This window comes from Pseudoalteromonas sp. SIMBA_162 (genome assembly GCF_046535955.1).
Classification (GTDB): Bacteria; Pseudomonadota; Gammaproteobacteria; order Enterobacterales; family Alteromonadaceae; genus Pseudoalteromonas; species Pseudoalteromonas marina.
The window spans coordinates 173,510-195,438 of the sequence record NZ_JAWJBQ010000001.1; the positions used below are offsets into that span (position 1 = coordinate 173,510).

At 39.6% G+C, this 21,929-nt stretch carries 24 protein-coding genes; 8 read left to right on the forward strand and 16 right to left on the reverse strand.

Annotated elements, in window-relative coordinates; genetic code table 11:
• The first annotated feature begins 6 nt into the window (after positions 1-6).
• Positions 7-762: a hypothetical protein gene (locus tag R0J88_RS00720; RefSeq protein ID WP_410898762.1), complete on the forward strand. Its 756-nt coding sequence runs from the start codon at positions 7-9 to the stop codon at positions 760-762.
• Between the two features lie 90 nt (positions 763-852).
• Positions 853-1,332, forward strand: coding sequence for an Imm26 family immunity protein (locus tag R0J88_RS00725; RefSeq protein ID WP_335677016.1), 480 nt, complete (start codon positions 853-855; stop codon positions 1,330-1,332).
• A gap of 123 nt (positions 1,333-1,455) precedes the next feature.
• On the opposite strand, the gene R0J88_RS00730 is transcribed toward R0J88_RS00725, so the two are convergent.
• A complete protein-coding gene (locus R0J88_RS00730; RefSeq protein WP_039036831.1) occupies positions 1,456-2,619 on the reverse strand; it encodes a GGDEF domain-containing protein in 1,164 nt (387 codons plus the stop codon).
• A gap of 140 nt (positions 2,620-2,759) precedes the next feature.
• Positions 2,760-3,650 (reverse strand): TIGR01777 family oxidoreductase, encoded by an 891-nt coding sequence (locus R0J88_RS00735; protein WP_138741007.1) that lies wholly within the window; start codon positions 3,648-3,650, stop codon positions 2,760-2,762.
• A 170-nt stretch (positions 3,651-3,820) separates the two neighbouring features.
• Between R0J88_RS00735 and R0J88_RS00740 the strand changes: the two genes are divergently transcribed.
• Positions 3,821-4,855, forward strand: a complete 1,035-nt coding sequence (locus tag R0J88_RS00740) for an AI-2E family transporter (RefSeq protein WP_008127717.1) — start codon at positions 3,821-3,823, stop codon at positions 4,853-4,855.
• A gap of 38 nt (positions 4,856-4,893) precedes the next feature.
• On the opposite strand, the gene R0J88_RS00745 is transcribed toward R0J88_RS00740, so the two are convergent.
• The 6 genes from R0J88_RS00745 to R0J88_RS00770 all read right to left on the reverse strand — a co-directional run bounded on the left by R0J88_RS00745 (position 4,894) and on the right by R0J88_RS00770 (position 9,192).
• Entirely contained in the window at positions 4,894-5,964 is a 1,071-nt protein-coding gene (locus R0J88_RS00745; protein WP_410898763.1) for a flavin monoamine oxidase family protein, read from the reverse strand.
• Between the two features lie 103 nt (positions 5,965-6,067).
• The gene (locus R0J88_RS00750) at positions 6,068-6,478 is read right to left on the reverse strand and encodes a hypothetical protein (RefSeq protein WP_410898764.1); all 411 of its coding nucleotides are present in this window, start codon (positions 6,476-6,478) and stop codon (positions 6,068-6,070) included.
• On the reverse strand, positions 6,465-7,802 hold the full coding sequence (locus R0J88_RS00755; RefSeq protein WP_410898765.1) for an ATP-binding protein: 1,338 nt from the start codon (positions 7,800-7,802) through the stop codon (positions 6,465-6,467). The genes R0J88_RS00750 and R0J88_RS00755 overlap by 14 nt, the downstream gene beginning before the upstream one ends.
• Entirely contained in the window at positions 7,796-8,470 is a 675-nt protein-coding gene (locus R0J88_RS00760) for a response regulator transcription factor (RefSeq protein ID WP_305471492.1), read from the reverse strand. The genes R0J88_RS00755 and R0J88_RS00760 overlap by 7 nt, the downstream gene beginning before the upstream one ends.
• Before the next feature lie 3 nt (positions 8,471-8,473).
• The gene (locus R0J88_RS00765) at positions 8,474-8,734 is read right to left on the reverse strand and encodes a PepSY domain-containing protein (protein WP_010557520.1); all 261 of its coding nucleotides are present in this window, start codon (positions 8,732-8,734) and stop codon (positions 8,474-8,476) included.
• A gap of 155 nt (positions 8,735-8,889) precedes the next feature.
• On the reverse strand, positions 8,890-9,192 hold the full coding sequence (locus R0J88_RS00770) for a YciI family protein (protein WP_008127726.1): 303 nt from the start codon (positions 9,190-9,192) through the stop codon (positions 8,890-8,892).
• Positions 9,193-9,381: 189 nt separating this feature from the next.
• On the opposite strand from R0J88_RS00770, the gene R0J88_RS00775 reads away from it, so the two are divergent.
• Entirely contained in the window at positions 9,382-10,806 is a 1,425-nt protein-coding gene (locus R0J88_RS00775; protein WP_410898766.1) for a sodium-dependent transporter, read from the forward strand.
• Positions 10,807-10,858: 52 nt separating this feature from the next.
• On the opposite strand, the gene R0J88_RS00780 is transcribed toward R0J88_RS00775, so the two are convergent.
• Entirely contained in the window at positions 10,859-11,500 is a 642-nt protein-coding gene (locus tag R0J88_RS00780; RefSeq protein WP_410898767.1) for a CPBP family intramembrane glutamic endopeptidase, read from the reverse strand.
• Between the two features lie 61 nt (positions 11,501-11,561).
• Positions 11,562-12,137 (reverse strand): septation protein IspZ, encoded by a 576-nt coding sequence (gene ispZ / locus R0J88_RS00785; protein ID WP_008127733.1) that lies wholly within the window; start codon positions 12,135-12,137, stop codon positions 11,562-11,564.
• Positions 12,138-12,308: 171 nt separating this feature from the next.
• Here ispZ and R0J88_RS00790 point away from each other — a divergent pair, with 171 nt between their 5' ends.
• The gene (locus R0J88_RS00790) at positions 12,309-12,578 is read left to right on the forward strand and encodes an HU family DNA-binding protein (RefSeq protein ID WP_410898769.1); all 270 of its coding nucleotides are present in this window, start codon (positions 12,309-12,311) and stop codon (positions 12,576-12,578) included.
• A gap of 207 nt (positions 12,579-12,785) precedes the next feature.
• Positions 12,786-13,364 (forward strand): type 1 glutamine amidotransferase domain-containing protein, encoded by a 579-nt coding sequence (locus R0J88_RS00795; RefSeq protein WP_006792216.1) that lies wholly within the window; start codon positions 12,786-12,788, stop codon positions 13,362-13,364.
• 60 nt (positions 13,365-13,424) lie between these two features.
• On the opposite strand, the gene trpA is transcribed toward R0J88_RS00795, so the two are convergent.
• The 6 genes from trpA to R0J88_RS00825 are packed head-to-tail and all read right to left on the reverse strand — an operon-like array spanning position 13,425 to position 20,011.
• On the reverse strand, positions 13,425-14,246 hold the full coding sequence (gene trpA / locus R0J88_RS00800) for a tryptophan synthase subunit alpha (RefSeq protein ID WP_410898770.1): 822 nt from the start codon (positions 14,244-14,246) through the stop codon (positions 13,425-13,427).
• Positions 14,243-15,427, reverse strand: coding sequence for a tryptophan synthase subunit beta (trpB, locus tag R0J88_RS00805; RefSeq protein ID WP_006792214.1), 1,185 nt, complete (start codon positions 15,425-15,427; stop codon positions 14,243-14,245). Before trpB ends, trpA begins: the two co-directional genes overlap by 4 nt.
• 7 nt (positions 15,428-15,434) lie before the next feature.
• Positions 15,435-16,799, reverse strand: a complete 1,365-nt coding sequence (gene trpCF, locus R0J88_RS00810) for a bifunctional indole-3-glycerol-phosphate synthase TrpC/phosphoribosylanthranilate isomerase TrpF (RefSeq protein ID WP_410898771.1) — start codon at positions 16,797-16,799, stop codon at positions 15,435-15,437.
• The gene (trpD, locus tag R0J88_RS00815; protein ID WP_410898772.1) at positions 16,792-17,829 is read right to left on the reverse strand and encodes an anthranilate phosphoribosyltransferase; all 1,038 of its coding nucleotides are present in this window, start codon (positions 17,827-17,829) and stop codon (positions 16,792-16,794) included. The genes trpCF and trpD overlap by 8 nt, the downstream gene beginning before the upstream one ends.
• Positions 17,830-17,838: 9 nt before the next feature.
• Positions 17,839-18,441 (reverse strand): aminodeoxychorismate/anthranilate synthase component II, encoded by a 603-nt coding sequence (locus R0J88_RS00820; protein ID WP_410898773.1) that lies wholly within the window; start codon positions 18,439-18,441, stop codon positions 17,839-17,841.
• 1 nt (position 18,442) lies between these two features.
• Positions 18,443-20,011 (reverse strand): anthranilate synthase component 1, encoded by a 1,569-nt coding sequence (locus R0J88_RS00825; RefSeq protein WP_410898774.1) that lies wholly within the window; start codon positions 20,009-20,011, stop codon positions 18,443-18,445.
• Between the two features lie 446 nt (positions 20,012-20,457).
• Between R0J88_RS00825 and rnm the strand changes: the two genes are divergently transcribed.
• Entirely contained in the window at positions 20,458-21,312 is an 855-nt protein-coding gene (gene rnm / locus R0J88_RS00830) for an RNase RNM (protein WP_410898775.1), read from the forward strand.
• Positions 21,309-21,929 carry an L-threonylcarbamoyladenylate synthase gene (locus R0J88_RS00835; RefSeq protein ID WP_006792208.1) on the forward strand — a complete coding sequence of 207 codons (621 nt, stop codon included), beginning with the start codon at positions 21,309-21,311 and terminating at the stop codon, positions 21,927-21,929. The genes rnm and R0J88_RS00835 overlap by 4 nt, the downstream gene beginning before the upstream one ends.

A 21,929-nucleotide genomic window follows, 5' to 3' on the forward strand; every position in this document is an offset into this window, starting at 1 on the left:
TCGAGAATGAAGACGTTTTTTAGCTGGTCAGGAAAAAAGAGTCATGCAATGGCGATGGCTTTTTCTGATTGGTTGCCTTGTGTGATTCAGGCAGTCGACCCTTGGGTGTCTTCAGAAGATATTGATCGTGGATCTATTTGGTTAAATGAAATATTTGAGCAATTAAAAGACACTAACTTTGGGTTGGTTTTCGTAACCAAAGAAAACCAAGATAAACCTTGGCTCTTATTTGAGTCAGGAGCACTATCCAAAGGGTTAACTGAAAATAGAGTCTGCACAGTCCTGATAGACTTGCAAGTACGCGATATTGACTCTGGCTCACCAATAAAGCACCTAAATCACACCGCTCTTGAGAAATCAGAAGTTTTTAAACTGCTTAAAACTATAAATAAGCATCTTGAGCAGGGCAAAGTGCAAGAAAATCGGCTAGAAACTTCCTTTGATGCGTTGTGGCCTTCACTTGAAACAAAAATTCAGGATGTACTAGATTCTCAGCCAGTGGATGACGAACCTGCACGAGATGATAAGGATGTTTTAAATGATATTTTGGAAAACGTCCTAATTATTAACAAGCGCGTATCCAGATTTTCACACAAAGGTTCCGGCAGACATATTGAAAAGCATCATGCAGAAGCTTTATTCAAGAGGCTGTTGAAGATGGATATGGATCGAGGTGATATTGAAGAGGCGATGGAAGATGTTGTTCCAAGCTTTTGGGTCAAGAACCAGTTAGATGAAATCTTTGGGCCAGATGAAGAGTAAGTGCCATTTAAGCTTTAACAAGGCGCTGCTGTCGGACAAATTTTACGCTGCGCTCCAAATTTTCCGCAGAGTGCGGCGTTAGGTGACTGAGTGGCATTACCTGAAACAAACATGGAAGTACAAAAACCTTATCGAAAAAAGCTAAGAGAAGGGGATATATTTAGGCTCAAGTATCCTGATGATAGGTATGTCTTTGGTCAGATCGTTTCTTTGACTGCGAAAGCAGGTGGTTTTGAAAACTGCATAAAAGTCTACGTATTTGATGCAGTGTTTAACGAACCTGAGAAGGTAATCGATTTGACTTCTAATGAATTGATGTTTGCTCCATTGTTTATCAATCGCTTGGGTTTTTCTCGTGGATATATGCCGATTGTTGATAACAAGCCTGTAGTGCAAACATCCACAAAATACTGTTACTTTGATGTGCCATTCAAAAAATATCTCAATGCTGAAGGAGATGAAATTTCCAATGCCAAGGGGTTAGTGGGGACATGGGGTTTAAGTAATTACCTGGTACTTGATGATTTGGTTAGTGAAAAACTCGGTATTCCCGTGATTGAGGCTACTTAAACGTCACCTAACAAGTTAATAAGGTTACGACCGTCCGTTCATGGCACAAATCGGCTATTCACTGTCAGATTTAATCCAACTGTACAAATCGAATCTGGCAGATCAAGTTAAGACTTTTTCAAATTAAGCTTGCAAAAGTAAGCTTTTTTCATCGTAGGTTACCACTTTGTCACGGCCAGTTTCTTTAGCAAGGTAGAGTCGTTTATCGGCGTTCGCTAGTAACTCTTTTATAGTCTGCTCGCCGTTTATTGTGCTACTGACGCCTGCACTCACCGATAAATTTATATCGTGCCCCTCGTAATAAAATGGATAACTGCTTATGCTTTCGCGTAGTTCTTCGGCATTATTTCTGGCATCACTTAATGAGCAGTTGGGCAACAAAATGGCAAATTCTTCGCCGCCGATCCTGGCTGATATCTCTTCATTTAAAAATTGTGATTTTACATGCTGAGCGATCCACTTTATGGCTTGATCGCCTGCCTCATGGCCATAGGTATCGTTAACGCGTTTGAAAAAATCAATATCGAGCAAAATAAGTGAAATATTTTTGTTTTGGTAAAGTGGTAAACTTAACGCGTTTTTTCCTTTTATAAAAAAACCACGGCGGTTAAATAGTTGACTCAAAACATCGGTATTAGCAATGCTGGCAAGCGTATGTTCTGTATTAGATGCTAATAAGTAAGGGAGTAATAATGCACTGCAAGTGGCTAAAATTAAATGACTACTTAAAATAAGCTCTAATGGTTCTAAATAGGTTGTCTCGCTTAGGCTTAAAATAGGTAAAGCAAGCAGCACTGTTTGAACAAACATAAGCAAACTATGGATTAAAAAGCAGGTAATTAATGCCTTTTTTTGTAAGGTTGCAACAAAACTCATAGTGCTAATGATGTAAGCAGAAAATAAGTATAACCCTGCAATAATAAAGCTCGTTACCATTTGTGCCGCGGAGTAAGGATACACAGATAATAAAATTACAGCGGTAAAAAGTAGCAAATAGTAAATAGGGCGTAAGTTTAAAGGTTTGCTGTATTTGTATTTATGTAGTCCCAGAATAATTAAAAATGGGCTGAGTATTATAAAAATATTCGCTAAATAACTCGTAATAAAAGGAAAATTAAGTATTAGTTTTAAACATGCGAGTAGTTCAGCAAATGAAAATGCAATGCACGCTAAACCAAAAATTAAAAAAGCAGATTGTTTTTTGTAATTATGAACAGATAAAAAAAACAACCCTATTAGTAGGTTAAGTATAAAAGAGAGACCAATCACAGTAGGCAGGTGTAGCATTCATTTTCGCTTTTATTAGGAAATTGTGTCTGACTAAATTAAGTATTATGTATTAATCATGAAAGGTCAATATGGGTAAATAGTACTAGTTACCCATATTGTAACTGAATACAGTATACGCAGAAGATAATTAACGCCAGCTAAACCAAGCTGTCCAAGGCCGATTTAAGGTTCTCGTAATGAAAACGATAGTTATGCTTTTGTGCTTTGGTTGGCACTACAAATTGCCCGGTAGTAAGTAAGTCAGACATTTCACCCATTAATACTTTCAATACAAATGCAGGCATGGGCATAAAAGCAGGACGCGATAATGCATTACCCAAGCGTTTACTAAACTCTGAGTTACTAACTGGGTTTGGTGCTACGGCGTTAATTGGCCCCGAAATTTCAGGGTGTTTCATAATATATAAAATAAGCTGTGTCATATCGTCTATATGTATCCACGACATACCTTGCTCGCCGTCACCAATTGGCCCGCCTAAACACAATTTAAATGCGGGAAGCATCTTGCTTAATGCGCCACCTTTTTTGGCTAATACAATACCGGTTCGTAATAGGCAGACTCGTGTTTTTTCAGACTCTGCTTTTAATGCTGCGTCTTCCCAGTCTTTGCAAAGCTGATGGCTAAACTCATTGTGGGGATCTGTAAAGTTTTCATCTATGCGCTTGTTGCTTTGGCGTCCATAGTAGCCAATAGCACTGCCTGATATAAACGTGTGTGGAGGGTTAGTACTTGCTGCAATAGCGTGGCTAATTTTTTCTGTTAGATTAATGCGGCTGTCACGTATAATTTGCTTCTGTTTATCGCTCCAACGTTTATTAACGATTGGCTCACCGGCTAAATTAATAACAACGTCAACGGTATTAAAATCAACAGCGCTTATGTCAGTGACTGCTTTAATTTTATGACCCAATAATACATTTGCTTTTGTGGCATTACGGCTAAGCACGGTAACCGTGTTGTGGTGCTCTAAAAAAGGGCATAAATGTTGGCCAATTAGCCCAGTAGCACCTGTAACAAATATATGCATATTGAATCCTCAAATTATAATTGTAGCAAGTGTTTTTAATTTATACTCACTAGCATGTAGTTTCTATCCTTAATACGAAGTAACAAGGGTTATGATCACTTTGTAATTATTTCATTTCATTAGGTTTTGCCTTACACTGTGGCCTTATTACAAATAAAAGGATGAATAAAGTGGCAGGTTTAACGGGTGTAAATAAAAGCTTAATTGTTTTTGCTGCTTTAGTAGTGGTATTGGCAGGGATCAAATCAGCAAGTGTCATTGTTATTCCTTTCATATTAGCAGCATTTATTGCCATTATTTGTAATCCACTAATTAAATTTTTTGCACGTTATAAAATTCCTAAAGGCATTGCAGTGATGCTTGTGGTGCTAATTATTGTTGGGCTTGGAGTTAGCTTAGGTGGCTTAGTTGGCCAGTCCATTAATGATTTTTCACAGCAGCTTCCTGAATATAAAGCCCAACTCAAAGAAGAGTTTATTTGGCTTGTAGACCTCGCCTCCCAGTACAATATTTTAATTAATAAAGAACAACTCATTTCGATGTTCGACCCAGGCAAAATGGTTGATGTAGCAACTAACATGCTGACAGGGCTTGGTGGCGTAATGGCAAACATGTTTTTAATAATCTTAACGGTTATTTTTATGCTGTTTGAAGGCCCTCTGCTAAGCAATAAAATACACATGGCTCTTGAAGATCCCGACAGTAAAATGAAGCAAATTGACCGATTTTTAGAATCAATTAATTCTTACTTGGCTATAAAAACACTCGTTAGTTTAGCTACCGGTATTATCGTGTCTGTTTACTTGTGGGTTCTAAATGTTGACTACTTTATATTATGGGGAGTTTTAGCATTTATGTTTAATTACATTCCGAATATTGGGTCAATTATTGCGGCTGTGCCTGCCGTGTTACTTGCCTTAATAACTCAAGGTCCTCTAATTGCCGGTATGGTAGCGGCGGGTTACTTAACAATAAACACGGTAATGGGCAACATTGTAGAGCCTAAATTTTTAGGTAAAGGGCTTGGCCTATCAACCCTTGTTGTATTTTTATCTTTAATATTTTGGGGGTGGCTACTTGGTACAGTAGGTATGCTTTTATCTGTTCCATTAACAATGATTGTTAAAATAGGCCTTGAAACAAGCATAGAAGGTAAATGGGTTGCTACATTATTAGGCAGTGGTGAAGATAGCGCGATGCGTTAACCTTCAGCATTTATAGCCAACATAACCCATTTGAATTGCTATATAGCACTTAATGCGTCATCAACAGCGTTAAGTGCTCCCTCTAAATAACCTGCTTCTTTTTTCGCGAATTCACTTCCTACTAAGTGAAAATTTAAACCTCTTAGCTCACTTGTTAGTTCACCTAAATGGAAATCAGGGTGTTGTGAGGGTTGTGTTTTATCGTCGTTATTGGCAACAAATTCATCCTCAGCCCAATCTTTTATAAAACAATGTGTAGGGTTTCTAGCGGCTTCGCCGTAAAAATAGATTAGCTGGTTAATACAAGCTTCTATTAATTGTGCTTTGGTAACTTTACTGCGAGTGGCGTATGGCACGCCGATAAAGCCAAATAAGGCAGCATGCTTATTGTGTTCTGCACTTGCATCATGTATTTCAACCATGGGTCCGACTCGGCTAAAGCATTGCCCAGATAGATTGCGTTCTCGCCAAAAGGCGTAATCGAATGTGGCCACAAATTTAGCCTGTCCTGCCATCCAAGTGGGCGTAGTAGTCAAACGATTTATAAGCCTCTCACTTGCCCAAAAATTAGGTGTTAGATGTTGGGTGATCATTCGTGGAGGCAGGGCAGTGAGCACGGTGTTTGTTTCAAACTGCTGCATTTGACCATTGCTATTAACTGTTAACTGCCAGTTATCATTACTTTTTTTGAGATCTGTTACGCAATGATTTAACAATATATGCTTTGAAGGTAGCTGTTTATAGAGTGCCTTGATTAAGGTACTCATGCCATGTTTTAGCCTAAACAATTGCATTTCGCCAGCGCCTGCAATTTGTTGAACTGCCTGATTAGACGCTTGGTATAACACGTCACCATGATTGTATTGCTCAAATATCGATAAGTTGAGCGATTTGACCAATGATTGAATTTTTGGCTGATGAGGAAAAATCCACGTCGGACCAAGATCAAACCCAACATTTTCATTTTTTATTGAATTTTCACAATAAATACGCCCACCTAAACGTGGTTTGGCCTCTAATAATAAAAACGCAATATTACGTTCATGCAATTTTGTTGCTGCATAAAGCCCTGCAAGTCCGCCACCAATAATTATTATAGGCTTGGCCATTAGTTACCTTTTTGAGTTTAACAATCTACTAGTAGGTAGTTTGTTTTGTGTGCGCACTATTGTCAAGTGAGTATGCGAGCTAGTCGTATTATTTACACGTGCTTTAAAAAGGTTGTTTTAAGGATTCTGTAAACTGATTTACTAACTGAATTTCACAGTGCTTGTAGCTGATAGCGGCTGCTTTTGCATTAGGAAGTTTTAATATGTAGCGCCACTGACAGGCGCTTTCAATGTACTTCTCATTATTTTTTATACTGCGCATAAATAACTGCAGCACTTGGGTATTACCCGTTGCTTCTTCAGATTGGACTAGTTCGTACTTGCGTTTTTGTATCCAAGTCCCTTGCTCTTGTTTGGCTTTATCGAGCTGGGTGTCAAGGCATTGGATGTAACGCTTAGATTCATTCATAGTTGGCTTATCAACCAATTGGCACACAGCACTAGAATAAGCACTGCCACTTATTATAAGGAGAAAAAACGAAAACAAGTTTGCATACGTATTATTTTTTATCATGGTAATTAAACTCTAATATAAATTGTGCGCCGCCTAGCTTGTCGGCTTCAGTGATTGTCAGTGTGCCATGGTAAGATGTAACCAAGTCCGAGACAATGGCCATGCCAACACCATGCCCACTTTGGTATGTATCTAAGCGTGTACCGCGTTTAAGTAATGATTCGCGCTTATCTTCTGGCACACCCGGGCCATCATCACTTATACCTATACATAATGTTTTACTTTGCACCACTTGTACCGTTACTTGAGAACGACACGCTTTACAGGCGTTATCAATTAAGTTGCCTAGTAACTCCATTAAATCGGTTTGGTCACCTAAAAAGTAGTCTTTATCAGAAACTATACAATCAAAAATAATATCTTTGTCGCGATAAACTTTAGCCATTGCACTTAGTATTGAGTCGATAACTGGTTTTATAGGCGTTTGTTTTTTCCACGTATCTGATGCGCCAGTAGCTGCACGCTTTAATTGGTGTTCGATCATCACATTTATACGGTCTAACTGTTCTTGTGCGTCAGCATCATTTGCAAGCGGGCTTGATTTAAGAACAGCAAGTGGGGTTTTAAGTGCGTGCGCTAAATCGCTGAGCGATGCTCTGTAGCGTTCTTTTTGTCGTTGCTGAGATTCAAGTAACAAGTTTAAGTCGGCTTTTATGGTTTGTAGTTCAATCGGATAAAGGCCTTTAATTTCTTGTATATCACCACATTCAATGGCTTTTATTTCTTTATCTAAGCGCTGTAGTGGGCGGGCGCTCCAAATAAAACCGATAGCCATTAAAATTGTTATGGCAATACCCATAACAAACATCCACTCAACAAGTGTTTGTTTAAACCCATCCATTAAACGAAGTAGAGCGTCGTTACGCTTTACTAAAATGAACCGAGCCTGCTCGGACTGATCAATATTATTTAATATTACGGTTAAACTAAGCTGCCAATAAACCGTATTTTTGTATTCTACGCGCCTAAAATCAGCGGCACCGGCTTTAGTTTCTATTTGTTGAGGTACAAAGTCGACATTCACCGCTGACTCCGAATGCCAAATTGGCTCTTCATCTCGGTAAATCATTGCGTAAGTGTCAGAGTTTAATCTGTTAAGCTCAGGCGCTAATATAGTGCTTGGCATAATTATGCCATGTTCAGTGAAGTCTACCTCAGATATGAGAGAATAGAGTTGAGCTTCTAGCGTTTTCTCTGTGGCATCGACCAAAGAGGCATAATAGGCTTTGCCAATTGAGTAAAACAAAATAGGCAGTGCCACCAATAAAACAAAGACAAGGATAAATCCTTGCCTTATTTTTAGTGATACTTGCGGTCCTACCACTGACTTTTTAGCCTGTAACCACGGCCACGTAACGTTTCAACTGGGTTGAGGGTGCCTTCTGGGTCTAACTTTTTACGTAGGCGTAAAACAAATACTTCAATTACATTCGAATCAAGGTCGAAATCCTGATCGTAAATATGCTCGGTAAGCTCTGACTTAGAAATAACCTTTTGTGGGTTTACCATTAAGTATTCAAGTACTTTATACTCATAAGCCGTTAAGCTTAACTCTTTGTCGTTAACCCAAACTTGTTGCGAACGGGTGTGTATTTTTATAGGTCCTGCTGTCATTTCAGGGTTAGCCTTACCAGCACTGCGGCGAATAAGTGCGTTACAACGCGCTGCTAATTCTTCAACATGAAATGGCTTCGTTAAATAGTCGTCTGCACCAGCATCTAGCCCTTCAACTTTATCTTGCCAGCGGTCACGGGCTGTTAAAATTAAAATTGGAATTGTCACACCTTGGGCACGTGCTTTGTTAATTAACTCAATTCCGTCAATTTTAGGTAAGCCTAAATCAACAACAGCCATATCCAAAGGGTATTCAGTAATATGAAATAAACCAGCTTCACCATCGTGACATAGATCCACGCTGTAGCGTTCTTTCTCTAATGCATTTCGTAGGTTGTCTGCTAAATGTAGATCGTCTTCAATAACTAAAATTCGCATTTTTTAATCCTTTTTCACTTCGCCGGTTTTTTTATTAATATGTAAATCAACGACGTGGCCGTCAGATTTGAGTATTCGTACGGTATAAAACTCTGGTTTTTCAGTTATCTTTAGCGTTTTACCGCCAATGCTTTGTTTTGCAAGTATTACCGCTTTCTTTTTATCCACCGGTTGATTAACCTTTTTAGTGGGCGTAGCCGAAGCTTGGCTGTTGCTAGCAAAGCTAACACAAGCAATAAAAATGAGGCTTAACAATACGCGCATAACAGAAACTCCTAGACCAGATAACCTTAGTTTAATTAACTAAGTTACTAAAATTCAAGTAAAAACGTTAAATCCGTAATTACATTAATAATTTTAATTAAAAACGTGTGAACAAATCCTGAATTACAGGTTGGCTTGTAACAACACGCTGTTATTTATACTGGAAACACTTTTTTGAATGGTTTAACAATTGTATTTACGTATACGCCACCTGAAACGTAAGGATCATCAGTTGCCCATTCACGCGCAGCTTCTAGCGAATCAAACTCTGCAATAATAACTGAGCCAGTAAAACCGGCATCTTGAGGGTCTTCATTATCAACCGCAGGGAAAGGGCCGGCGGTAAGTAGCCTGTTTTGTGCATCAAGCTCTTTTAAGCGTTCTAAGTGCGCTGGACGTGCAGCTTTTCGTAATTCAAGGCTGTTTTCAACGTCTGTTGAGTAAATCATGTACAACATAATAGATTCTCACTTAAGTTGTTAAATTTAATTATGCAAATAGTACCACAGAGCTCAAATTTGGCTAACTAAAAGCGTATACACTTAGGTTTACAGTTGGATTTTATTTTTAACGCTAATTGCTTGAAAACCGCTGTATAACACTGGTAGAGTCGCTCAGATACTCAAAATAATAAAAAGGTTTTATACATGAGCGATAATAGAGAGCGATTTAGCTCCCGTCTCGGATTTATACTGGCTGCAGCTGGTTCTGCTGTTGGTATTGGTAATTTAGTGGGTTTTCCCGTTTCTGCGACTAAAAATGGTGGCGGCGCATTTTTATTAATTTATGCTCTATTTGTCGTGTTTATTTGTTTACCCGTGATGATGGCAGAAATGGCCATGGGCCGAAATGCTCAAAAAGATCCGCTCGGTTCATACAAACTTTTAGCAAATAACGATAAAAAATGGAAGATTGCAGGCTTTTTAGCCGTATTAACTCCATTTATGATTGCCGTTTTTTACATGGTAATTACAGTTTGGATTTTTGGATACCTAATACAAGCAGGTATGGGTAACTTAGATGCATTAGCTGACCCAAGCCACTTTGGCACGTTTATAAATAGCTACACAGTATTCGCTTATATGGCAGTAGTGGTGGTTATTGTTAACCTCATTCTACTCGGCGGTGTAAAACAGGGTATAGAAAAAGCGGCTAAAGTATTAATGCCAGCATTGTTGGTGATGCTGTTGGCTTTGGTAGCGTATGTTTTAACGCTAGATAACGCATTGGCAGGTGTTGAGTATTACGTTATTCCTGACTTTTCAAAAATGAGTGCAAGCGTACTCAATGGCGCATTGAGCCAAGCGTTTTTCTCGTTATCGCTAGGTATGGGTATTTTAATGACTTATGCGTCTTATATCTCGAAGAAAGACGATATTGTAAGCAGTGCAAAAATGGTGGCAATAACAGACTCATTGGTTGCGTTTGTTGCAGGCCTTATGGTTTTACCCGCTATATTTAGTTTTGACCCAAACACAAATCCAGAATCGTTATCAGACTCGTCGGTATCAATGATTTTTGTTTTCCTACCTAAGATATTATTAGCATTACAAAATGATATTGGTTATGTAGGGGCATCGGCTGTAGCGTTTGCATTCTTTTTGTTAGTATTTTTTGCAGCAATCACTTCATTGGTTTCTATTGTAGAGGTGCCTACTGCATCATTAAGTGATCGTAAAGGTATCAGCCGTAAGAAGGCATTGGGTATACTAACGCTTAGCACAGGCGTGTTAACGATTATATGCACAATGTCGTTTGGTATGGTTGATAGTTTAACGTCGTTTACCAGCTATGGCGGTGCCAGTAAGAGCTTTTTTGATATTGTAATTGATGTATTTTACGACACTATATTACCTTTAAATGGCCTAATGGTGTGTTTGTTTGTAATGTATCGCTGGAAAAAGGCGCGTTTAACACAGGAACTAAGCCAAGGTTCACCTAGCTACGAAGGCAGCATGATGGAGAAATACGTTAATTTTTCTCTTTCAACGTTTATTCCGTTCATTTTAGCCGTGATATTTATAAACACGGTTGCTACCAAGTTCTTTGGTTTAAAGTTATTTGGCTTTTAAAATGTAAAGTATAAAAAAGCCGCGCTTGTCGCGGCTTTTTTTTGCCTAACATTTAGCTTAAAGCACCTGAGTCTAAATAACTCCCAACACCTAGAGTAAACATCCAAATTCCCCACAAGCTATGCTCAATAACACACACAAACGTTGAGCGGCTTTGTGCATAAGTATACGAAAATAACAATCCACCTAAAAAAGCTAAGCCTACTGCAATCAAGTTAGCATAAACAATATGTGCTAATGCAAACACGGTGGCACTGACAATTATACGCATACTTTTTTTAGGCATAATGTGTTTATAACGATGAAAAAAATAGGTTCTGAAAATAAGCTCTTGAGGAATAACCGATAATACAGGGTATAGCAGTAATAAAAGTAGCCAATCATTAAAAGAGTTACGAGGCAGGGAAAACCAGTTTTCTTGATGGATGATCCCGTAAAACATACCAGAGAAAACGGCGCCTAATAAAAAGAAACTAAACAGACGATTTTTTACAGCAGAAAACTGTCCAAGGCTGGTAAGCCTGAAGCGTTTAAAGTGCGGGTCGCTTAACAAAAGCATGCAACATACGCTCATTAATATTATAAGCGCAGGGAAAAGCCAATTTGCTAAATGGCTGCGTAAGCTAAAGCCTACTAGCGGTAAAAAAATAAATATGAGGGTAAATTCAAACCAGCGGTATTGATTAGCGTTCAAGGTCGTCTCAGGCTGTTTTTTTATAAACTAACAAGCTAAGACGACATTTTTATGACGAAAACTAGTTTACAGCTTCGTCATCATCAGGGAGGTATTTATAAAGGGCAATAATTGTGGCAAAAATGCTTACAAATGTAATAGCCATCAAGCCAAAGACTTTAAAGTTTACCCAAAAGTCGAGTGAAAAGTTATACGCTATGTATATGTTAAGTGCTGCAATACCGGCGGTAATAGCTACCCACATTAAGTTTAATTTATCCCATAATGGCTCTGGCACGGTTATTTTTTTATCTGTGTCATTTGCGTTTTCTAAAATAGCGGTTAGTGCCTTTTTTACTAAGTTTTTATTGAGTATGTAACGACTCACAAGCAGCATAATGCTGAAACCCGCGTATATAATAGTGGCTTTCCACTTTACAAATTGCTCATCATGAAACACAAGCGTTAAGGTGCCAAACACTGCGGCAATAGAAAAGAAGATCCACTGGCGGGTCGGTACTTTCCCATGTTTGTAATAGCTAAATATGACTTGAATAAGCGATGTTGCAATTAATAAAGCCGTTGCCCAGTAAATATCTACAAGCTTAAACACTGCAAAAAACAGTATAAGTGGAATGTATTCAATTAATGCGTGCATATACTACCTAAATTATACAAAAATAAATTACAGCGTTTTTACCACATAACACTTGGTAACTACAAGGTTGACTTAAAGCCCTGTAAGCCTTAGCCTGCGTGGCTTTATTTATTCATCATTATATTCCCACGCTAAACGCATTCATTGTTTACGTGTATTTAGGAGCCTTATATGAACAAAACTCAACTTGTTGCCGAAATGGCAAAACACAGTGAACTTACTAAAAAAGATTCACAAGCCGCTCTTACAAGTATTCAAAAAGTGATTACTAAATCGTTATCTGAAGGTGATCAGGTGCAAATTAATGGATTTGGTACGTTTGCACTTAGCTATTATCCGGCACGCACTGGGCGCAATCCACAAACGGGTGAGACAATCGAAATAGAAGGGGCTAACAAGGCCGTTTTTAAACCAGCTAAAGCACTTAAAGATCGCCTTTAATACTTCACTTCTACTTACCTTTTTATTTGTACTATCTAGAACAACGCTCTTTTAACGCCATGTAGATTATTCATTAATTATAAATAATTTACATGGCGTTACACCCTAAATTAAAATTTAGTATATTTTTCAATTATTTAAATTTGGCATCCGTCCTGCTTATTGTTTAATGAGTTAAACACTTAATTAATTTATAAGGAGAGCCAAATGAATACATTACAATCGCGTACGCCCCTAAAAGGTAAAAAAATTGCCATTTTAGCCACTGACGGTTTTGAACAAAGTGAATTGTTTTCTCCTCGTGATGCATTATTAAATGCGGGTGCAGAAATAGAGATAGTCTCTATCAAAGAAGGTCAGATTACTGGGTGGAATGAAGATAAATGGGGCGAAAAAGTATCAGTAGATAAACTCGTCACCAATACAAACTCAGCTGATTACGATGCATTAATGTTACCCGGTGGGTTATTTAATCCAGACAGCCTTCGTCAAGACAAACACGCAAAAGCCTTTATAGACGGCTTTTTTGGTGCAGAAAAAAACAAACCAGTTGCTGCAATTTGCCATGCACCATGGTTGTTGGCAGAAATTAACAAGTTACGTGACCGCACAATTACTTCTTTCCCAAGTATTAAAAGCGATTTAATGAATGCAGGCGCAAACTGGGTAAATGAAGAAGTGTGTGTAGACAGAGGTTTAGTAACCAGCCGCAGCCCAGAAGATTTAGATGCTTTTAACGCTAAATTTATTGAAGAAGTGCTAGAAGGGAAGCATAAAGCACACTAAATTTTAATAATGAAAAAGGGCATTTAAATGCCCTTTTTACGTGTTTAAATCTAAGTTTACTTAAAGCTCTGTAGCGGCTTTCATGTTGCTAACAAACGTTTTTAGTTGTGCTGTCATTGCATCTAAATCATCAAGATTGGCTTCAATAATCTTTACCACCGCAGAGCCTGAAATTGCCCCGGCTGCACCTGCATTTAATGCTGATTTCACATCGTCTGGCGTTGAAATACCAAAGCCTAGTAGAGCAGGGGCTGCATGGTACTCTTTTAATTTATTTACAATATTACCAGCGGGCATTTGTGCTTTGGTATCAGTACCTGTTACGCCTGCACGTGAAAGCAAATAAGTATAACCGCGTCCATATGAGGCACACTGGCGAAGAGTGTCGTCATCTGCATTAGGTGTTGCAATAAATATTGGGTCAACCCCATTATCCATTGCAGCCTTTCTAAACATTTTAGACTCATGCAAAGGAACATCCGCTACCAAAATAGAGTCCACCCCTACGGCTTTTGCATCTTTGTAAAACGCTTCTAAGCCACGTTTAAACACTAAGTTTGAATATAACAATAAACCAATTGGAATATCTGCATTGTATTCACGAATTTCTTTAATTATGTCAAAGCAATCTTGGGTGTTAATATTCACATCAAGCGCACGAATATTAGCGGCTTGGATAACAGGGCCATCGGCTATTGGATCTGAAAAGGGGATACCCAGCTCTAGTCCGTCAGCACCACCATCAATTAAGCTTTTAATGATAGCAATACTCTGCTCTTTACCTGGATCGCCAATAGTCACAAAGGGAACAAACGCACCTTGTTTTTTCTCATTAAGTGCACTAAACATGGCGCCATAACGGTCCGTCTTAACTTGGCTCATAGCTGGCCTCCTTCAGATAATACTTTGTGTACATGTGCTAAATCTTTATCGCCACGGCCACTTAAATTAATTACGATTACACTGTCTTGCGTCTGCTCTTCTGCATATTTTAGCGCGTAGGCTAAAGCATGGCTTGACTCCAGAGCCGGAATAATACCTTCGTTTTTAGCTAATGACTGAAATGCATCAAGTGCCTCAGTGTCACTGATACCTACATATTGTGCACGGCCAGTTTCATGTAAAAATGCATGCTGTGGGCCTACCGCAGGGTAATCTAGACCCGCTGATACAGAGTATGACTCTTCAATTTGGCCATCATCGTTTTGCATAATGTAAGTGTAAGTACCGTGTAGTATACCTTTAGTACCCTTACAAATAGTGGCACCGTGTTCATGGGTGTCTAAGCCTTTACCCGCTGGCTCTACACCAATTAGTTTTACGCTAGGCTCGTCAATAAAATCGGTAAACATACCTATAGCATTTGACCCACCACCCACGCAGGCAATAACAGCGTCTGGTAAGCGTCCTTCAGCTTCAAGCACTTGTTGCTTGGCTTCTTCACCAATTACTTTTTGGTATTCGCGAACAATTGTTGGGAATGGGTGAGGGCCCGCCGCAGTTCCTAGTAAGTAGTGCGCTTCTTGGTAGTTAGCTGACCAGTCACGTAGCGCTTCGTTTACGGCATCTTTTAATGTGCCAGAACCCGCTGTAACAGGAATGACTTCTGCGCCCATTAATTTCATTCTAAATACATTAGGTTGTTGGCGTTCAACGTCTTTCGCGCCCATGTATATACGGCATTTTAAACCTAAAAGTGCGCATGCTAAAGCTGTAGCGACACCATGCTGACCTGCGCCGGTTTCAGCAATTACTTCTTTTTTACCCATACGTTTTGTTAATAACGCTTGGCCAAGCACCTGGTTTGTTTTGTGTGCACCACCATGAAGTAGATCTTCACGCTTTAAGTAAAGTTTAACCTTTGGGTTTTTAACTAAATTACGCGTTAAAGTAAGAGGCGTAGGGCGACCCGCATACTCGTTTAATAATTTGCTAAGTTCTGCCTGAAACTCAGGATCTTTTTGCGCTTTGTTAAATTCGTTTTCTAACTGCTTAAGTGCAGGGACAAGCAACTCGGGTACAAACATACCGCCAAACTCGCCAAAATAAGCTGGATTTTGCATTTTAACCTCAATAATTTCTGATACTTGTAAAAGCATGATGTAATTTGTTTGGGCACTTTTTGCCCGGAGCATCTTCAACCCCAGAATTTAAGTCAAGGCCTAAGGCACCTTGATAAAGCGCATCTTTAATATTGTCTGGATTTAAGCCACCAGCTAGCATAAACGGTGTTGTTGCATCGCGAAGAAGCGACCAATCAAATACTTTTCCTGTTCCACCAGCTTGTTTATCACTGTGAGTGTCGTACAAGTGGCGGTCAACTCCATTTACAGGAGTAGGTAGCTCATCTTTAATTGCTTGTGCTTTCCAAATTTCGCAATTGCTAGGTAATTGTGTACGCAACGCTTTAATGTAATCGTCACTTTCTTGGCCATGTAATTGAACTGCCGCTAATTTTAACACACTTGCGGCGTGAGCAACTTTCTCTGTTGACTCATTAACAAAAACACCCACAAACTTGAGGGGGGCTGATTGCGTTATGGCTTGGGCGCAATCTAAATCAACACAACGTGGAGACTTAGAATGAAAAATTAAACCGCCATATATAGCGCCCGCATTATACGCAGCTTGCGCATCTTGGCTGCGAGTAAGTCCACATACTTTATTTTCCCCAAAAATAACCCGGCGACATGCTTGTTCTAAATCAGCTTCGGCCATCAGTGAGCTACCAATTAAAAAGCCATCGCACAGCGGTGCTAAGCGTTTAACGTCTTGATGGGTATAGATACCTGACTCAGAAATAACGACTTTATCTTCAGGGATTAATTTACGTAGTTTTTCAGTAGTAGCTAAATCGGTACTCAAGTCACGTAAATCACGGTTATTAATACCAATAATTTTAGCATTTAGGTCAAGTGCTCTGTGTACTTCCTCTTCGTTACTTACCTCGGTTAGCACCGCCATATTAAGTGAATCAGCGACCTTATGCAGTGCTGTGTATTCTTCATCATTAAGTACCGAAAGCATAAGTAAGATAGCATCGCCACCATAAATACGAGCCATATAAACCTGATACTCATCTATGAAAAAGTCTTTACAAATAAGTGGCTGATCAACTTGGCTACGTACAAACTCTAGGTAGTCAAAGCTACCTTGAAAGTATTTAGTATCGGTGAGTACGCTCATGCAGCTTGCATATTTTTTGTAAGCTGCAGTGATTTCAGTTAAATCAAAAGGTTCTCTTATTAACCCCTTAGAAGGGGACGCTTTTTTACATTCTAAAATAAATTGCGTACCGGGTGCCGCTAATGCTTTATAAAAATCACGGCTGGTTGGCACCGCTTGATCTTTAAAACTTTCAAGCGGACGAGCGGCTTTTCGTTCAATTAATTCTTGCTTTTTATCAGCAACAATTTTGTCTAATACATTAGCCATGACTTACCTCAATAATTGCATTTAATGTGTCCATGGCTTTGCCTGAACTTAAAAGTGAGTGTACTTGTTGCGCGCCATCTTTAAGTGAATCGGCTTTACCTGTTAGATATAAAAGAGCAGCAACATTTACCACAATAGCGGCGTTGTGCGCATCAGTGCCTTTTCCTTGTAAAATAGCAACGCTTGCATCTGCGTTATATTGTGGGCCTTCACCTGCTAGTTGTTCAAGTGAATAGTTTGCAAGGCCAAAATCGCTTGGGTTGAGCGTGTACTGGCTTATTTCACCATTATTAAGCTCAACTACGTTGGTTGGGCCATGAAGGGCAATTTCGTCAGTGCCAGAACCGTGTACGATCATTGCGCGTTGTGTGCCTAATGTTTTAAGCGTTTGCGCCATAGGCATACATAGGGACTCGTCGTAGACCCCCAATAATTGCACATCAGGTGCCGCAGGGTTAGCAAGGGGGCCTAAAATATTAAAAATAGTTCGTGTTTTAAGTGCAGTACGCACGCCCATCGCATGGCGCACACCGCTGTGGTAATGAGGTGCAAACAAAAATGTAAAGTGTGTTTGCTCAAGGCATTTTGCTGCTTGTTCTGGGCTCATATCTATATTAATACCAAGCGCTTTGAGTAAGTCGGCAGAGCCTGAGTTACTCGACACACTGCGGTTGCCGTGTTTTACCATGTTAATACCCGCGGCAGCTGCGACAATAGCGGCTGTAGTACTGATATTAATAGTATTTGACCCATCGCCACCGGTGCCACAACTATCTGCAAGTTGTGAGCACGTAGTATTAAAAGCCACTGCATTTTCACGCATAGATGCCGCAGCTCCCGCTATTTCATCACTCACTTCACCTTTCATTTTAAGACTAATAAGCAAAGCTGTTAGCTCTATATCGCTCATGTTACCTTGCATAATTTCATTAAATAGCGCTTTTGATTGGCTATAACTGAGTGATTGCTTAATCGTAAGTTGCTCAATTGCGTGTTGAACATTAAGTACGTTGGTTAAATGTGTACTCATAACGTCCTCTTAATTATTATTTGTTAGGTAAGCAACACTTTGTTGCAGCAACATAGCCCCGTTGGGCGTTAGTATTGATTCAGGGTGAAACTGATAACCCAGAGCACCGTCATCATGGTGATAAATAGCCATAGGAATATCTTGGTATTGTGCTATTACCTCTATGCTATCAGGTACTTGCGTAGCCATTAATGAGTGGTAACGTGCCACCGGCATTGTATCGCCCATATTTTTAAACACAGGGTGTGTGCTTAGATCAATAATTGATGACTTACCATGTACGGTTTCACCCGCATGTCCGATTACCCCGCCATAACTTTGTGTTAACGCTTGTTGACCTAAACAAATACCCAGCATAGGGAAATGGCCTTTACACAGCGCAATAAGATCCATAAGGCAACCAGCATCGCTTGGTGTGCCTGGGCCTGGTGAAAGTACAAGTAATACTTGGCCTTGCTCTTGGCGCATTTTATTAAAAATAGTATCGGCGCTTATGTTATTTCTATACACAACAAGCTCACCACCGAGCATAGTTAGTTCGTCTACCAAGTTGTAACTAAACGAGTCAAAGTTATCTAAAAAGTAAATTTTGATTGGCTGTGATGCACTCATGTTATACCGCCTCGAAAGTTGATTTTATGGCGGTAATAACCGCTTGAGCTTTAGCGCGAGTTTCGTTAGCTTCAGATTGCGGGTCTGAGTCAAATACAACCCCGGCACCGGCTTGCACATAAGCCATGTTGTTTTTAACAAAGGCAGAGCGAATAACAATACAGCTGTCCATTGCGCCATCACCGGTTAAATAACCTACTGCGCCACCGTAACTGCCACGTCGTTTTCCTTCTGTTTGGCGAACTAATTCTGCAGCGCGAACTTTAGGTGCGCCTACTAAGGTACCCATGTTCATGCATGCTTGGTAAGCGTGAAGTGCATCAAGTTCTGGTTTTAACGTACCAACAACACGTGAAACTAAATGCATAACTTGCGAATAACGGTCTACTTTCAATAGCTCTTTGGCATGACGTGTACCTGCAACACTAATGCGAGCCACATCGTTACGGGCTAAGTCAACAAGCATTAGGTGTTCTGCACGTTCTTTTTGATCGTTTCTAAGTTCAAGCTCAATACGGCTATCTAAATCGGGATTTATTTGCCCATTAGCAAATTTACCACGAGGGCGCGTTCCTGCAATTGGGTACACTTCTACCTGCTGGTTATTAATATCGTATTTAAGGGCCGATTCGGGTGATGCGCCAAATAAAGCAAAGTCTTCATCGCGCATATAAAACATATAAGGGCTTGGGTTTTGTTGTTTTAATTGGCTATACGCATGTAAAGCATTAGGGCAAGGCAGCGAGAAAGTACGAGAAGGAACAACCTGAAAAATATCACCGTCTACAATGTTCTTTTTAAGTTTTACAACCTGCTGACAGTAGGTGCTGTCGCTTATGTCTACGCTCACCTCACATTCGCCTTTGTTTAATGGGGCGCTGTATTGGGCTGCGTTATCGCAAAGGCTATTTAACTGCTCTAGCTGTTTGCCTACTTCAAAGCAGTTTGCGTGTACGTCAGGGCCGTTAAACACGTTACCGATAAGTTCGGTGGTCTGTTTTTGGTGGTCTATTACAACTAATGTCTCAGCTAAATAAAATACATAATCAGGACAGCTGTTCTCGCCATCGGGAACGTCACTTAGCTGTTCAAAGTTTGCAACCATGTCGTAGGCAAATACACCGCCTAAAAATAGAGAGAAAGGGTTGTCGGTGGTGCTTTTGATTGAGTTAATACAGGTTCGTAGGGCACTAAATGCATTATCGGCCACTAGTTTACTGGCTTCGTCAATGTCGTTACTTGTACTCAAGTAATTTAGGGTTAGGCTTGTATCGTTTAATTCTGCGTTACAGTTTTTAACATGAGCTTGTAAGTAACTTAACAGCTGTTGGCCATTGTTTGACTGAGCTGTAATCGTGACTTTTTTGCCTTGGCAAACAATGCGCAATGCGCAATCGACTAAAATTAAACTTTTTACACTGTCTTTAGAATCAATTTCAGCCGATTCAAGTAGCAGTGAGTTAGGTTTATCAAGTGCTGCGTAGAGCGCAAGTGGACTACTGATGTAGTCGCGTGTTTGCGTAATACTCGTTACTTCACCCGGTGTAGTTGTTATATGACTAAAAATCAAACCTCATTCCCTCAAAAAATTAAACCCCGCAATGCTGTGCAATGCGGGGTTTGAATAACGATATCTAAATTACAAACAGATCATTACCGTCCCGCTATACCAGGCGCCACCACCAATGATGTGTAAGAGTAATACCGCTATTCATGTTTTCTGCCTCAAATTTATTATGTATTTATTAAAATTTAGTTATAAAAAAACCCGCATATTTGCGGGTTTTGAAATTTTGTCAGACACGACAATTCATCACCCGATAATTACGAGTGCCACCACCAAATTGTGTTTAGGTTTGAGTTGTTCATTGTTTTTAATTCTTTATGTGTCTTAAAGTGGCTACAGTAAAACGTATCTAGTGCTTTTGTGTCAAGTGTTTATTTAAAACAATTTAATGAAAAAACTTGTTATACTTGCATAAATACCTTCAAACCTTAATTTTAAGCAGTTTTCTTTTGATAAAATATGATTTACATAGCCACACAACACATTCAGACGGACATTTAACGGTTGAAGAATTATTAAACCGTGCAGTAGATAAAAATATTGATGTGTTTGCTATTACCGATCATGACACTGTGGCAGCTATTAAACCGGCTCAATCATTTATTCAGTCAGAGAATCTTCCGCTGTCATTAATTACAGGCACTGAAATATCGACAAAGTGGGAAAGCTTTGAGATCCACATTGTCGGGTTAAACATAAATATTGATAACGAAGAGCTCGATGCTTTATTAACTGCTCAGCAGCAAAAGCGAGAGGAACGGGCAACACAAATAGGCTTTCGCCTTGAAAAAAATGGCTTTGAAGGCATTTACGACCAAGCTAAAGAACTTGCTGTAAATGGACAAATTACACGTGCCCATTTTGCACGTGCATTAATGCAACGTGGAGTCGCTAAAAATTTCCCTGGAGTATTTAAAAAGTATTTAGGGCGAGGTAAAACGGGGTACGTACCAAGCTGTTGGTGTGATATGCAAACCGCTATTAAAGCAATACATGCAGCAGGAGGGGTTGCAGTGCTTGCCCATCCAAGTAGTTACAGAATGTCTAATAAGTGGTTGCGTAAACTGTTAGTTGAATTTAAAAATGCAGGGGGAGATGCAATGGAAGTAGCGCAACCTCAGCAAGCACCTAGTGAACGTCAATTTTTAGGTGAACTCAGCAGAGACTACGAATTATTATGTTCACAAGGCTCAGATTTTCATTTTCCGACAAGCTATTTAGAGCTTGGTAAAAATTTATACTTACCTAAAGATTGCCAAGGTGTTTGGCAAGTTTGGGAAGGACAAGAAGGGGCATTAACATGAGTCAATTATTTCATATTCATCCAGATAACCCACAAGCAAGGTTAATAACTCAAGCTGTTGATATAATAAAACAAGGTGGTGTTGTTGTTTACCCTACCGACTCTGGCTATGCAATTGGCTGTAATATTGGTAATAAGCAAGCCAAAGAGCGTATAGAGCGTATTCGTGGCATTGATAAAAACGACAATTTTACACTTGTATGTCGTGATTTATCAGAGTTATCTACTTATGCACGCGTTGATAATCAATTATTCCGACTGATTAAAAATAATACGCCGGGACCTTATACCTTTATTTTTAAAGGCACAAAGGAAGTACCTAAGCGTTTATTAAACGATAAGAAAAAAACGATTGGCATACGTGTTATTGAGCACCCAATAGCATGTGCACTGTTAGCCGAGTTGGGCGAGCCACTAATGTCATGTTCGCTTATCTTACCCGGACAAGAATTTACAGAGTCGGACCCAGACGAGATTTTAGATAGGCTTGATAAGCACGTAGATCTTATTATTCACGGTGGATACTTACCAGAGCAGGCAACAACCGTTATTGATTTGTCCGAGGACGATGTAAAAATACTGCGTGTTGGCTGTGGTGATGTGAGCCCGTTTGAGTAA